This window comes from Pseudomonas sp. GW822-FHT06D10, assembly GCF_058799535.1.
This window is the reverse complement of record NZ_JBXALN010000010.1, coordinates 150,507-165,189: the sequence shown is the minus strand read 5'-3', so window position 1 is coordinate 165,189 and position 14,683 is coordinate 150,507. Positions and strand designations below refer to the sequence as shown.

Here is a 14,683-nt window from a genome sequence, read left to right as displayed (position 1 = left end):
GTACAAGCCAGCCCCTACATGGAGGGGCTGGCTCCAGGAGCTTAGCGCTTTTGGGTCAGGGCGCGGCGTTCGAATTCGACGATGCGCTGGCGGTAGTGTTCGATGGTCTGGGCAGTCAGGACGCTGCGTTGATCGTCCTTGAGCTCGCCATTGAGCTCCTGAGACAACTTGCGCGCCGCCGCCACCATCACGTCGAAGGCTTGCTTGGGGTGACGCGGGCCCGGCAGGCCGAGGAAGAAGCTGACAGCCGGGGTGCTGAAGTGGTCGATATCGTCCAGGTCGAACACGCCCGGCTTGACCGCGTTGGCCATAGAGAACAGCACCTCGCCGTTGCCAGCCATGCTTTCGTGGCGGTGGAAAATATCCATCTCGCCAAAACGCAGGCCGCTTTCCAGGATGTTCTGCAACAGGGCCGGCCCCTTGAAGCCGGCAGCGTCGCGGCAGATCACGCTGATCACCAGCACTTCTTCGGCTTGCGGCTGGTCCTTGTCGCTGTGGCTCGCGGCCTTGCTTTCCTCTGCCGGGAAATCATCGTCGCGGCTGCTGAAGCTCGGGCCACTGTCCAGATCCAGGTCCAGGTTGAGGTCGCCCTGATGCGGCTCGCCACCGCGCTTGCCGCGCTTGGACGAAGAACTTTCCCGCGGTTCGCGGGCAGGCATGCTGACCGACGGCAGGTCATGCTCGTCCAACTGCGGCTCTTTATGGGTATCCAGAACGCGGGGCGGGCCCAGCAGCTCGGCACTGCCTTCATCGTCCGGCAGATTGGAAAGACTTCGATCAAGACGGAACTTCAACTTCCCCTTGCCGCCGCGCATACGCCGCCAGCCATCAAAAAGAATACCGGCGATAACAATAATGCCGATGACGATCAGCCACTCGCGCAGACCGATTTCCATGTAATCCCGTGCCTCTATAAAAAATGCTGAAAAATAAGGGGTTTACAATCTGCAAACCGCTTTAAAACGTGGCGCCAACTCTATGTTCTGAATGGCGTTTTGCCCACGCATAGGAAAAATTGACATTAAACTAGCACGACCAAAGGCAACTTTACACCGTCTGTCGCAACGGCTAGGGCCAATATATCGATTGGCCAGCTGGGTAATGGGAAAAATCCCCCCTACTTGCCCCCTACAGTCGCCTCAGTCGCCCGGACTCAAGCGTCCACCATCGCCATCGCCTCCTCGACATCCACGGCTACCAGGCGCGAACAACCGGGTTCGTGCATCGTTACCCCCATCAACTGATCAGCCATTTCCATGGCGATCTTGTTGTGGGTGATATAGATGAACTGCACGGTCTGCGACATCTCTTTAACCAATCTCGCGTAGCGTCCAACGTTAGCGTCATCCAGCGGTGCGTCAACTTCGTCGAGCATGCAGAACGGCGCCGGGTTCAACTTAAAGATGGCAAATACCAGGGCCAATGCGGTCAATGCCTTTTCGCCACCGGAGAGCAAATGAATGGTGCTGTTCTTCTTGCCCGGAGGACGCGCCATGATCGTTACCCCTGTATCGAGTAGATCTTCGCCCGTCAGTTCCAAATAAGCGCTGCCGCCACCGAAAACTTTTGGAAAGAGTGCCTGCAAACCGCCGTTGATCTGATCAAAGGTATCTTTGAATCGATTACGGGTTTCCTTGTCGATCTTGCGGATCACGTTCTCCAGGGTTTCCAGTGCCTCCACCAGGTCGGCATCCTGGGCATCCAGATAGCGCTTGCGCTCGGACTGCTGCTGATACTCGTCGATGGCCGCCAGGTTGATTGCGCCCAGGCGCTGGATCCGTGCGGCAATCCGTTCCAGCTCTTCTTCGGCGGCCTGCTCGCTGGCTTCTGCGGTCAGGGTCGCCAGCACGCCGTCCAGGTCGTAGCCGTCGGCCAGCAGTTGCTCCTGCAAGGTCTTGCGGCGCACGGTCAGGGCTTGCCATTCCATGCGCTGCTGCTCCAACTGGCCACGAATCAACTGCGACTGCTGCTCGGCCTGGTTACGGCGCTTCTCGGCATCGCGCAATTCGCGGTCGGCATCTTCCAGGGCGATCTGCGCGGTCTTGAGCTCCACATCCACGGTCATGCGTTTTTCCAGCAGCTCTTCGAGCTTCAGGCGCAACTCTTCCAATGGCGCCTCGCCTTCTTCCAGGTTGAGGCTGAGTTGTTCGCGCTTCTCGGTCAGACGCTCGGATTGCAGCTCCAGACGCTCCAGAGCCTGCCGGGTGGAATCGTGCTGGGCCTTGAGCGAGCCCATGCGCACTGCCAACTGGTGGGCGTGATCCTTGTGCTGGCGCGCTTCCTGGCGCACCCGGTCAAGACGCTCGCGCAGGCTGTCGCGCTGGGCCAGCAGCAGCTCACGCTGCTCGGTGTCCAGGGCCATGCTGTCGAGAGCGTCCTGCAATTGCAGGCGCGCCTCCCCAATCTGTTCGTGTTCCAGCTCGCGCTGTTCGCCAAGCTCCACCAGCTCTTCATCGAGACGGGTACGCCGCAAGGTCAGTTGTTCGGCCTTGGCCTTGCCGGCAGACAGCTTGGCCTTCAGCTCACCTTGCTGGCGGGCTTCGTCCTGCAGCAGACGGCGCAGATGCTCGCGACCGTTCTCCTGCTGGCGCTGCTGGGCCCGCAGGTTGAGCAACTGGCTTTCCAGGGCCTCGACACTGGCTTCGCGCTCATCGCGCTCCTGGGTCAATTGCTGGATTTCCTGACCCCGGGCCAGCACGCCGCTTTCCGCTTCGCTGGCGCGGCGCACCCGCAAAAAATGCCGGCCGACCCAGTAGCCATCGCGGCTGATCAGGCTCTGTCCGGCAGCCAGTTGGCCCCGCAAGGCCAGGGCCTGTTCGAGGTTTTCCACCGGTTTGACCTGACCCAGCCAAGGCGACAGATCCACCGTGGATTCCACCTTGTCCAGCAGGCTGCCGGGGATGCGCATTGCATCGCCTTGCTGGCTCAGCAGGCGCAGATCGCCTTGCTGGAAACCCGCGAGGTCAAGACCGGTAAAATCGTCCACCAGCACCGCCTGCAGATCCGCGCCAAGCACGGTTTCCACCGCCAGCTCCCAGCCCGCTTCCACATGCATGCCATCGGCCAGGCGCGGACGCTCGGCCAACTGCTGCTCACGCAACCATTCGGCAGTGCCAGTGGCGGGGTCCAGCGCGGCCTGCTGCAAGGCTTCCAGGGAGGCCAGCCGGCCATTGAGGCGCTGCAATTCACCCTGGGCCTGCTGCTGTGCCTGGGTCGCCTGCTGCAATTGCTGGCGCAGTTGTTCCAGGCGCTCGACCTGGGACTCCTCGCTGGCTTGCAGATCTTCCAGGGTCGCCTCACTGGCGGCCAGTTGTTCGTTGAGTTCGAGGATCGCCGCGTCTTCCGGGTCGGCCGAAAGCAACTCGCGCTCCTCCCCCAGGCGCCGCTGGCGCTCGGACAGCCGCTCCATGCTGCCTTCGAGCTGCTGGATGCGTGACTGCTGCACTTCCGCCTGGCGCCGCGGTTCCGCGGAACTCAGGTTGAAGGCGTCCCACTGCTCCTGCCAGCCGTGCATGGTGGTTTCGGCTTCTTCCAGGGTCGCGGCGGCTTCTTCGGCTGCGGCGGCGGTGACTTCCTGCTCGGGCTCGAGCATCGCCAGTTCTTCCCCCAGGGTCGCCAGCAAAGTGCGGTCGTGCCCCAGGTGCGACTCGGTTTCCAGGCGCGCGCGCTCGGCTTCCTTGAGGTCGTCCTGCAACTGCCGCAGGCGCTGCTGGCCATGCTGGATGCTCTGCTCGACCCGGGCGATGTCACCGCCCACCGAATAGAAGCGCCCCTGCACCAGATTGAAGCGTTCGGAGAGCTCGTGGTGCCCGTCACGAAAGCGTTCGATAGCAGCATCGGCATTGCGCTGCTCGGCCACCAGGGCCTCGAAGCTGACTTCCTGGCTACCGATCACCGACTCGCGCTGGCCCACCTGTTCATTCAATGCCTGCCAGCGCAGAGCCGACAGTTGCGCCTTGAGCTGGCGCTCCTCGGCCTTGTACTCCTGATACTTCTCGGCGGCCTGGGCCTGGCGATGCAAGCGTTCGAGCTGACGCTCCAGCTCTTCGCGCAGGTCGGTCAGGCGGGCGAGGTTCTCGTGGGTGCGGCGGATGCGGTTTTCCGTCTCGCGCCGGCGCTCCTTGTACTTGGAGATGCCCGCGGCTTCCTCGATGAAGTTGCGCAAATCCTCGGGCTTGGCTTCGATCAGCTTGGAGATCATGCCCTGCTCGATGATCGAGTAGCTGCGTGGCCCCAGGCCGGTGCCGAGGAAGATGTCGGTGATATCCCGACGGCGACATTTGGCGCCGTTGAGGAAATAACTGTTCTGGCTGTCGCGGGTCACCTTGCGGCGAATGGAGATTTCCGCATAGGCGGCGTACTCGCCCACCAGGGTGCCATCGGAGTTGTCGAACACCAGTTCGATGCTGGCCTGGCTCACCGGCTTGCGGCTGGTGGAGCCGTTGAAGATGACGTCGGTCATCGACTCGCCGCGCAGGTTCTTCGCCGAACTTTCGCCCATGACCCAGCGCACGGCGTCGATGATGTTCGACTTGCCGCAGCCATTGGGCCCGACCACCGCCGCCATGTTACTGGGGAAGTTCACCGTGGTCGGATCGACGAAGGACTTGAACCCCGCCAGCTTGATGCACTTGAGTCGCACGTTTACGCATCCGCCAACGCAGATACCACCAGATCGCTGCTGCGCTCGGCGTAGGCCGTCAGCACCTGGCGGATCTGCACCAGGTCACGGGCCAATACCGCGGCCAGCAATTGCTCGAACAACGCCAGGTACTCGCTCATGGACGCCTTGCGCTGGTCCAGCGCCAGGTAATAGGCGCGGCTCATGGCCGGCTGCAGGTTCTCGACAGTCTCCTGCAGGTAGGGGTTGTCGGCGAACGGATAGGCCGCGCGCATCACGCTGAAGCTGTCTTCGACGAAGGCGCGGATGTCCTGGCGTTCATAGGCACTCTCCAGGCGCTGCTGGATCTGCAGGAATGGCGTCATGTCGCTCTGCTGTGTCCAGCCGCTGGCCACCGAGTTGCCCAGCAGGATGTACAGCTCGCTCATCAGCGTGCACAGGCTGCGGACCTTGTGCTCGGTGAGCTCGGTCACATGGGCACCACGGCGCGGCAGGATGGCGATCAGATGGCGGCGCTCGAGAATCAGCAAGGCCTCGCGGACCGAACCACGGCTGACATTGAGGGCCAAGGTGACCTTCTGTTCCTGAATGCGCTCCCCAGGCTTGAGATCCCCGCGAATGATACGTTCGGCGAGGTGGTGAGCAATTTGCTCGGCGAGGCTGTCCGGCGCCTTGAACGTCATGGTTTTCCTTCAAAATCTTTAATCGGCACAAGCCGCGCAGTGTAGCGCAATTGCCACTTCATCGCGGAGTGCCCAAGGGGCGGAATTTGGCACGAAATAAGCAAATTGACCGTGATCCGAGCAATTTTCCACAGCCGTTCATACTTGAATTGTTGGAGTCGAAAATTTCCTGACCTTGAAGTCAGAAAATCATTGACCGAAAAGTCAGACATGACTAAATTCGGCTGACGTCGGTTAACAACAATAATGAGTCTGCGAGGCCTTCCGTGATCCAGTTTTTACTCAACCAGGAACTCCGTAGTGAGCATGCCCTGGACCCCAACCTGACCGTGCTCAACTATCTGCGCGAGCACCTGGGCAAGCCCGGTACCAAGGAAGGTTGCGCCAGCGGCGACTGCGGCGCCTGCACCGTGGTGGTGGGCGAGTTGCAGACGGATGCGCAAGGCGGCGAAAGCATTCGCTATCGCAGCCTCAACTCGTGCCTGACCTTCGTTTCCTCCTTGCACGGCAAGCACCTGATCAGCGTCGAAGGCCTCAAGCACCAGGGGCAACTGCACAGCGTGCAGCAGGCCATGGTCGACTGCCACGGCTCGCAGTGCGGCTTCTGCACCCCGGGCTTCGTCATGTCGCTGTTCGCCCTGCAGAAAAACAGCAGCCAGCCCGACGCCCACAAGGCCCATGAAGCCCTGGCCGGCAACCTCTGCCGCTGCACTGGCTACCGGCCGATCCTCGCCGCCGCCGAGCAGGCCTGCTGTGGTGGGCAGAGCGATCAGTTCGATGCGCGCCAGGCCGAGACCATCAGCCGCCTCAAGGCCATTGCGCCCAAGGACACCGGTGAGCTCAACAGTGGCGACAAGCGCTGCCTGGTGCCGCTGACGGTGGCCGATCTGGCCGACCTTTATGACGCCTACCCGCAAGCCCGGCTACTGGCCGGCGGCACCGACCTGGCCCTGGAGGTGACCCAGTTCCACCGCACCCTGCCGGTGATGATCTATGTCGGCAATATTGCCCAGATGAAGCGCATCGAGCACTTCGACGATCGCCTGGAAATCGGCGCCGCCACCGCCCTCACCGACTGCTACGACGCCCTGCGCGCCGAGTACCCGGACTTCGGCGAACTGCTGCAGCGCTTCGCCTCGCTGCAGATCCGCAACCAGGGCACCCTGGGCGGCAACATCGGCAACGCCTCGCCCATCGGCGACTCGCCGCCGCTGCTGATTGCCCTGGGCGCGCAGATCGTCCTGTGCAAGGGCGAAGTGCGCCGCACCCTGGCCCTGGAAGACTATTTCATCGATTACCGGGTCACCGCCCGCCAGGAAAGCGAGTTCATCGAGAAGATCATCGTGCCCCGGGCCAGCGCCGAACGGCTGTTCCGCGCCTACAAGGTCTCCAAGCGCCTGGACGACGATATTTCCGCGGTATGCGCGGCTTTCAACCTGCGCATCGACAACGGCGTGGTCAGCGATGCGCGCATCGCCTTCGGCGGCATGGCGGCGATCCCCAAGCGCGCCAAGAGCTGCGAAGCCGCACTGATCGGCGCGCCCTGGAATCAATCGAGCATCGAGCGGGCCTGCGCCGCCCTGGCAGAAGACTTCACCCCGCTCTCGGATTTTCGCGCCAGCAAGGAATACCGCCTGCTGAGCGCGCAGAACCTGCTGCGCAAATACTTCATCGAACTGCATGCACCGCACATCGAGACCCGGGTGACCGCTTATGTCTAATCATCACAAGGTCGAGAAGACCCAGGCCGAACTCACGGCCCTGTTTCACCAGGACCTGACCAGCGGCGTCGGCCGCAGCGTCAAGCACGACAGCGCCGACAAACATGTGTCCGGCGAAGCGGTGTACATCGACGACCGCCTGGAATTCCCCAACCAGTTGCACGTCTACGCGCGACTGTCGGACCGGGCCCACGCCAAGGTCATCAGCATCGACACCGCCCCCTGCTACGCCTTCGAAGGCGTGCGCATCGCCATTACCCACGAGGACATTCCCGGCCTCAAGGATATCGGCCCGCTGCTGCCCGGCGACCCGCTGCTGGCCATCGACACCGTGGAGTTCGTCGGCCAGCCGGTGCTGGCGGTGGCCGCCAGGGACCTGGAAACCGCGCGCAAGGCGGCCATGGCCGCGATCATCGAATACGAAGACCTGGAGCCGGTGCTGGACGTGGTCGAGGCCCTGCGCAAGCGCCACTTCGTGCTGGACAGCCACACCCACCAGCGCGGCGACTCGGCCAGCGCCCTGGCCAGTGCCGAGCACCGCATCCAGGGCACGCTGCACATCGGCGGCCAGGAACACTTCTACCTGGAAACCCAGATTTCCTCGGTGATGCCCACCGAAGACGGCGGCATGATCGTCTACTGCTCGACCCAGAACCCCACCGAAGTGCAGAAGCTGGTGGCGGAAGTGCTGGACGTCTCGATGAACAAGATAGTGGTGGACATGCGGCGCATGGGCGGCGGCTTCGGCGGCAAGGAAACCCAGGCCGCCAGCCCCGCCTGCCTGTGCGCGGTGGTGGCACGCCTGACCGGCCAGCCGACCAAGATGCGCCTGCCACGGGTCGAAGACATGCTGATGACCGGCAAGCGCCACCCTTTCTACGTCGAATACGACGTGGGCTTCGACAGCAGCGGGCGCCTGCACGGCATCCAGCTGGAACTGGCGGGCAACTGCGGCTGCTCACCGGACCTATCGGCATCCATCGTCGACCGTGCCATGTTCCACTCCGACAACTCGTACTACCTGGGCGATGCCACCATCAACGGCCACCGCTGCAAGACCAACACTGCGTCGAACACTGCCTATCGCGGCTTCGGTGGCCCGCAGGGCATGGTCGCCATCGAGGAGGTGATGGACGCCATCGCCCGCCATCTGCATCTGGACCCACTGGCGGTACGCAAGGCCAACTACTACGGCAAGACCGAGCGCAACGTCACCCACTACTACCAGACCGTCGAGCACAATATGCTCGAGGAAATGACCGCCGAACTGGAAGCCAGCAGCCAGTACGCCGAGCGCCGCGAAGCCATCCGCCTGTACAACGCCAACAGCCCGATCCTGAAAAAGGGCCTGGCGCTGACCCCGGTGAAATTCGGCATTTCCTTCACCGCCAGCTTCCTCAACCAGGCCGGCGCGCTGATCCATGTCTACACCGACGGCAGCATCCACCTGAACCACGGCGGCACCGAAATGGGCCAGGGCCTGAACATCAAGGTGGCGCAAGTGGTGGCCGAGGTGTTCCAGGTGGACATCGACCGGGTGCAGATCACCGCCACCAATACCGACAAGGTGCCCAATACCTCGCCCACCGCCGCTTCCAGTGGTGCCGACCTGAACGGCAAGGCCGCGCAGAATGCGGCGCAGACCATCAAGTCGCGCCTGGTGGAGTTTGCCGCGCGCAAGTATCAGGTCAGCGAAGAAGATGTGGAATTCCACAACGGCCACGTGCGTGTCCGCGACCATATCCTGACCTTCGAGGAACTGATCCAGCAAGCCTATTTTGCCCAGGTGTCGCTCTCCAGCACCGGCTTCTACAAGACCCCGAAAATCTACTACGACCGTGCCCAGGCCCGGGGCCGGCCGTTCTACTACTTCGCCTTCGGCGCGGCCTGCGCCGAGGTGATAGTCGACACCCTGACCGGCGAGTACAAGATGCTGCGCACCGACATCCTGCATGACGTCGGCGCCTCGCTGAACCCGGCCATCGACATCGGCCAAGTCGAGGGCGGCTACATCCAGGGCATGGGCTGGCTGACCACCGAGGAACTGGTGTGGAACACCAAGGGCAAGCTGATGACTAACGGCCCGGCCAGCTACAAGATCCCGGCAGTGGCCGACATGCCCCTGGACCTGCGAGTCAAGCTGGTGGAAAACCGCAAGAACCCGGAAGACACGGTGTTCCATTCCAAGGCCGTGGGCGAACCGCCGTTCATGCTGGGTATCGCCGCCTGGTGCGCGATCAAGGATGCGGTGGCGAGCCTCGGCGACTACCGCCACCAGCCGCAGATCGATGCGCCGGCCACTCCGGAACGGGTGTTGTGGGGCTGCGAGCAGATGCGCCGCTTGCAGGTGACCAGGGCCGCGGATCAGCAAGCCGAACTGGCACCGCTGTAACGGCCCGCGTCGGCAAGCCGGCTCCCGCAGGAGCCGGCTTGCCGACGAAGAGGCCCACACAGACAACCAAGATGCCGAGGTGAACATGTACAACTGGATCAGCGCCCTCGCCGACCTGCAGACCCAGGGTGAACCCTGCGTGCTGGTGACCATCATCGAGGAGCTCGGCTCGACGCCGCGCAATGCCGGCTCGAAAATGGTGGTCAGCGCCACCCAGGCCTTCGACACCATTGGCGGCGGGCACCTGGAATACAAGGCCATGCAGATCGCCCGGGACATGCTCGCTGCCGGCAAGCAGGCAACCCATCTGCAGCGCTTCAGCCTCGGCGCCAGCCTCGGTCAGTGCTGCGGCGGTGCCACGGTGCTGCTGTTCGAACCCATGGGCCAGGTGCAGGCGCAGATCGCCGTGTTCGGTGCCGGGCATGTCGGCCGCGCGCTGGTGCCACTGCTGGCCAGCCTGCCCTGCCGGGTACGCTGGGTCGATTCCCGGGAGCAGGAGTTTCCCGAGCAGATCCCCCCTGGAGTACGCAAGATCGTCAGCGAAGAACCGGTGGACGAAATCGACAACCTGCCCGCCGGCAGCTATTGCATCGTCATGACCCATAATCACCAGCTGGACCTGGAGTTGACCGCGGCCCTGCTCAAGCGCAACGATTTCACCTATTTCGGCCTGATCGGCTCGAAGACCAAACGGGTCAAGTTCGAACACCGCCTGCGTGACCGCGGTTTCGACGCCGAAACCTTGCAGCGCATGCGCTGCCCGATGGGGCTCGGCGAAGTCAAAGGCAAGTTGCCTGTGGAAATCGCCATCTCCATTGCCGGCGAGATCATCGCCACCTATAACGCCCATTTCGGCCAGCCCAGCGCCAGTGCCGAACCCATTGCCAAACTGCTGCCGGTATCACGCCGCAGCCAGGCTGCAAACTGACACGCCACACACTGAGAATCCCCCATGCCTTTGACTCGCAAAGCCTACCGTGCCGCCATCCTGCACAGCATCGCCGACCCGGCCGAAGTCGGCATCGAAGCCTCCTATGAGTACTTCGAAGACGGCCTGCTGGTAGTAGAAAACGGCCGGATCAGTGCCCTCGGCCACGCCAGCGAACTGCTGCCCGGTCTGCCCGCCGGGGTGCAGGTCGTGCACTATCCCGATGCCCTGATCACACCGGGCTTCATCGACACCCATATCCACCTGCCGCAGACCGGCATGGTGGGCGCCTATGGCGAGCAGTTGCTGGACTGGCTCAACACCTACACCTTCCCCTGCGAAAGCCAGTTCGCCGACCCGGATCACGCCAATGAAGTGGCGGACATCTTCATCAAGGAACTGCTGCGCAACGGCACCACCACCGCCCTGGTGTTCGGCAGCGTGCATCCGCAGTCGGTCAATGCCTTCTTTGCCGCCGCCGAGAAGCTCGACCTGCGGATGATCGCCGGCAAGGTGATGATGGACCGCAATGCCCCGGACTACCTGACCGACACCGCCGAATCCGGCTACCAGGAAAGCAAGGCGCTGATCGAGCGCTGGCACGGCAAGGGCCGCCTGCACTACGCAGTCACCCCGCGCTTCGCCCCCACCAGCACCCCGGAGCAACTGACCCTGGCCGGCCAGTTGCTGACCGAATACCCCGACCTCTACATGCAGACCCACATCAGTGAGAACCTGCAGGAAATCCAATGGGTCAAGGAGCTGTTCCCGGAGCGCAAGGGTTACCTGGACGTGTACGACCACTACCAGTTGCTCGGCGAGCGTTCGGTGTTCGCCCACGGCGTGCACCTGTGCGACGACGAATGCGCACGCCTGGCTGAAACCGGTTCGGCCGTAGCCTTCTGCCCCACCTCGAACTTCTTCCTCGGCAGCGGCCTGTTCAACCTGCCGATGGCGGAAAAGCACAAGCTCAATGTCGGCCTGGGCACCGACGTCGGTGGCGGCACCAGCTTCTCGCTGCTGCAGACCCTCAACGAGGCCTACAAGGTCATGCAACTGCAAGGCGCGCGCCTGAGCCCGTTCAAGTCGCTGTATCTGGCCACCCTCGGCGGCGCCCGGGCCCTGCGCCTGGAAGACAAGATCGGCACCCTGCATCCGGGCACCGACGCCGACTTCCTGGTCCTCGACTACAACGCCACTCCGCTGCTCAGCTACCGCCTCAAGCAAGCCAACAGCATTGCCGAAACCCTGTTCGTGCTGATGACCCTGGGCGACGATCGCACCGTGCTGCAGACCTTTGCCGCCGGCCGGCAGGTCCACCAGCGCTAACCCCGGAAAATGAAAATCCCCCGTTCGCCAGACGCGTACGGGGGATTTTTTTGCCTGCATCCAGGCCCGGACTGCGGGCGAGCCTAGAAGGTCACTTCCATGTTCAGGGTCGGTGTCGAGGTGCGGCTGCCACGGCCGCCGTCCACCCCGAACTTGTTGTGCCAGTACTCGTAGCCGACACCCAGATACAGGTTGGGCTTGACGTTCTTGCCCGGCAGCACCGCCACCATCAACGAGGTACGCATCAGGGTTTCGGGGGCAGTGTCGCGGTAGTTGTAGTCGTGGCCCTTCTCCCCGGTGTAGTTGACGAAACCCTGGAACTTGGCAGCGTGGGTGCCGACTTCGAAAGGTCGCATCCAGGCCAGGTTGAGCAGGTAGGTGTCGTCGAAGGTGTGATCCGGGTCCTTGGCCCCGGGGATCCCGGAATGGTTGTTTTCCTTGTAGTACAGCAGGCTCAGGTCCAGCACCCCGACGGTGTTGAACTTAAGGGTCGGGCCGAAGACCAGGGCACGCTTTTTCGCCGACCCCAGGTTGTTGTTGCGGCTGGCGTCAAAACCCATGGTCAGCGCGTAGTCCTTGATCAGGCCGGTGCCCAGCGGCGTATCCAATACCCGGGAGGAATAGAGCTGGTGGCGATAGACCCCGTAGACCTCGCTGCTGCCCTTGTTGGTGCCCTTGCGCGGGTCGTCGTTGTCGGAGAGCAGCACATCCAGGTGCAGGTAGTTGCTGCCGTACTGGTAACCGCTGGCGTGGGTGAAGCTGTAGATGCGCTTGCTGATGTAGTGCGGGTTGTTCGGGTTGGTGAACTCCTTGCCGTATCGAAAGCCGACGCTGTTGTTCATCCACTCGAGGGCGGCCGCTTCCCCTGCTCCGATCATGCTCATCAGCAGGGTTGCGCCTTGTAGTGCCTTTTTCATTTTTATTATGTCCTGTGGCGGTGTGGCTTTAGGCAGCTTCGCTGGCTGCCGACCGCACGCAGTATCGACACAAGCGCTACAGCGCCCAAAGCACAGAATATCGACCAGGGCGCTGCCGAAATGGCAACACAGGCCCAGGAGGCCGGACTCAGAGCACCGGCTGGCCGAAAGCGCGCTCGGCCCGTTCGCGAAGAGCGATCTCCTCACTGAGCAAATGCGCCAGCGCCTCCACCGCGCTGGGCAGGTCGCGCCCGCTGCGGGCGTAGAGCCCCAGGTCGCTGTAGATACCGCCCTGGTCGCTCAGGGGAATATGCAACAGCTCGCCCTTTTGCAGATCCGCCTCGACTCCGACCCGGGTCTGGAACGCCACCCCCATGTTGTGCCGGGCCATCTGCCGCGCCAACTCCATGGAGTTGCTCTGCAGCGGCGGTTTGTCCAGCAGGCCCAGACGCTTGTGCAGCGGCGCCAGCAGGTGATGGATCGACAGCTCGCTCTTGGCCAGGATCAGCCCGTGCTCGGCACAGGTGGCGAAATTGACGCTGCCGCGCTCGGCCAGTGGGTGGTCCGGGCTGACCAGCGCCCCGAGGCGGAAATGCCCGACACTCAACTGGCGGATTTCCGCGGCCCGTGGCACAGCAAAGGCCAGGCCCAGGTCGGCGCGGCTGTTGATCAGGGCCTGGGGAATGGATTGCGAACCCTGCACGGTCACACCGATGGTCACTTGCGGGTAGTGATCACGCATGCGCTTGAGCACCGAGGGCAGCAGATCGACCGTGGCACCTTCGGCGGTGGCGATCTCGACGTGGCCGCTTTTCAGGCCGCGCAAGGCGTCGAACTCCAGGCGCACCCGCTCCAGGTCCTGCAACACCAGGTTGGCGTGACGGCTGAGAATCTCCCCGGCCATGGTCAGGCGCAGGCCGCCGGGCAAGCGCTCGAACAGCGGCGCGCCGATCTCGTCCTCGATCTTGAGAATCTGCCGGTTCACTGCCGAGGACGCGACATTCAAGCGCCGGGCAGCCTCGCGGATCGAGCGGCAGCGCCGGACCATGTCGAAATAGTGGATCGCGGAGGAATGAATACGTAGCGTTCTGCCGCTCATGCCGCGGGCTCCTTTCGCAGGGCGAGAGGCGAGCCTTGACCGACTGCTGCCGGGCCATGCGCCTCGAAGCAGGCACTGTATACAATATGAAACAAAAACCGCAACAAAATGCCCGAACCAAGGCCCGGCAAGGGGCCGCAGAAACAAGAATCCCTCGCTCCGTGCAGCACACGAAGCGAGGGATTGCTTGAAACGCAAGGCTTGCAGCTTAGAGCTTGGCGCTTGGCCGCCCCGGTTTCTTGGTCTGCAGCAGATGCGAGAACACCGCATGCAGGTCGTCCGAGGCACTTTCCTCGTCGAGGTTGAGCTTGCTGTCGATGTGGTCCATGTGGTGCATCATCAGGTTCACCGCCAGCTCGCCGTCCCGGGCTTCGATGGCATCGATCAGTTGGGTGTGCTCATCGTAGGAGCAGTGCGAACGGTTGCCGCTTTCGTACTGGGCAATGATCAGCGAGGTCTGGGACACCAGGCTGCGCTGGAAGCTGATCAGCGGGGCATTCTTCGCCGCTTCCGCCAGCTTCAGGTGAAACTCCCCGGAAAGACGGATACCGGCACCACGATCGCCGCGGGAAAAGCTGTCGCGTTCCTCGTTGACCATCTGCCGCAACTCCAGCAACTGCTCGGCAGTGGCATGCTGCACGGCCAGTTCGGTAATGGCCCGCTCCACCAGGCGCCGGGCGAGAAATACCTGGCGGGCTTCCTCGACGCTCGGGCTGGCGACGACTGCGCCACGGTTGGGCCGCAGCAGGACCACGCCTTCATGGGCCAGGCGCGACAGCGCGCGACGGATGATGGTCCGACTGACTCCGAAAATCTCCCCCAGCGCCTCTTCGCTCAATTTGGTGCCCGGCGCCAGGCGCTGCTCGAGGATGGCCTCAAAGATGTGCGCGTAGACAATATCGTCCTGGGTTCCGCTGCGACCGGCTTTGCCTGCTCGCGGTTGTTTCTTGAGAGGTTGCAACTGTTCGTTCATGGGCACTCGGGTCGGGAGGA

The 14,683-nt window shown here is 63.0% G+C and carries 10 protein-coding genes; 4 read left to right on the top strand and 6 right to left on the bottom strand.

The genetic code is table 11. From position 1 onward, the window contains the following. Positions 1–41: 41 nt before the first annotated feature. From zipA to AC1RL5_RS28065, 3 genes are all read right to left on the bottom strand, one after another. Positions 42–896, bottom strand: coding sequence for a cell division protein ZipA (zipA, locus tag AC1RL5_RS28075; RefSeq protein ID WP_072451583.1), 855 nt, complete (start codon positions 894–896; stop codon positions 42–44). A 257-nt stretch (positions 897–1,153) separates the two neighbouring features. Further along, on the bottom strand, positions 1,154–4,642 hold the full coding sequence (smc, locus tag AC1RL5_RS28070; protein WP_053157085.1) for a chromosome segregation protein SMC: 3,489 nt from the start codon (positions 4,640–4,642) through the stop codon (positions 1,154–1,156). A gap of 2 nt (positions 4,643–4,644) precedes the next feature. Then, entirely contained in the window at positions 4,645–5,304 is a 660-nt protein-coding gene (locus AC1RL5_RS28065; RefSeq protein WP_072451585.1) for a GntR family transcriptional regulator, read from the bottom strand. Positions 5,305–5,570: 266 nt separating this feature from the next. Here AC1RL5_RS28065 and xdhA point away from each other — a divergent pair, with 266 nt between their 5' ends. The 4 genes from xdhA to guaD all read left to right on the top strand — a co-directional run bounded on the left by xdhA (position 5,571) and on the right by guaD (position 11,674). Continuing rightward, entirely contained in the window at positions 5,571–7,025 is a 1,455-nt protein-coding gene (gene xdhA / locus AC1RL5_RS28060; RefSeq protein WP_019095887.1) for a xanthine dehydrogenase small subunit, read from the top strand. Next, positions 7,018–9,417: a xanthine dehydrogenase molybdopterin binding subunit gene (gene xdhB, locus AC1RL5_RS28055; RefSeq protein ID WP_145713111.1), complete on the top strand. Its 2,400-nt coding sequence runs from the start codon at positions 7,018–7,020 to the stop codon at positions 9,415–9,417. The genes xdhA and xdhB overlap by 8 nt, the downstream gene beginning before the upstream one ends. 85 nt (positions 9,418–9,502) lie before the next feature. Next, complete coding sequence (xdhC, locus tag AC1RL5_RS28050; RefSeq protein WP_072451587.1) at positions 9,503–10,345, top strand: xanthine dehydrogenase accessory protein XdhC; 843 nt, start codon at positions 9,503–9,505, stop codon at positions 10,343–10,345. A 24-nt stretch (positions 10,346–10,369) separates the two neighbouring features. Next, entirely contained in the window at positions 10,370–11,674 is a 1,305-nt protein-coding gene (gene guaD / locus AC1RL5_RS28045) for a guanine deaminase (RefSeq protein ID WP_145713115.1), read from the top strand. 83 nt (positions 11,675–11,757) lie between these two features. On the opposite strand, the gene AC1RL5_RS28040 is transcribed toward guaD, so the two are convergent. The 3 genes from AC1RL5_RS28040 to AC1RL5_RS28030 all read right to left on the bottom strand — a co-directional run bounded on the left by AC1RL5_RS28040 (position 11,758) and on the right by AC1RL5_RS28030 (position 14,663). Continuing rightward, the gene (locus tag AC1RL5_RS28040) at positions 11,758–12,591 is read right to left on the bottom strand and encodes a hypothetical protein (RefSeq protein ID WP_015634766.1); all 834 of its coding nucleotides are present in this window, start codon (positions 12,589–12,591) and stop codon (positions 11,758–11,760) included. 148 nt (positions 12,592–12,739) lie between these two features. Next, positions 12,740–13,690: a LysR family transcriptional regulator gene (locus AC1RL5_RS28035; protein WP_015634765.1), complete on the bottom strand. Its 951-nt coding sequence runs from the start codon at positions 13,688–13,690 to the stop codon at positions 12,740–12,742. A gap of 208 nt (positions 13,691–13,898) precedes the next feature. After that, positions 13,899–14,663 (bottom strand): GntR family transcriptional regulator, encoded by a 765-nt coding sequence (locus AC1RL5_RS28030; RefSeq protein WP_011060203.1) that lies wholly within the window; start codon positions 14,661–14,663, stop codon positions 13,899–13,901. Between the last annotated feature and the right edge of the window lie 20 nt (positions 14,664–14,683).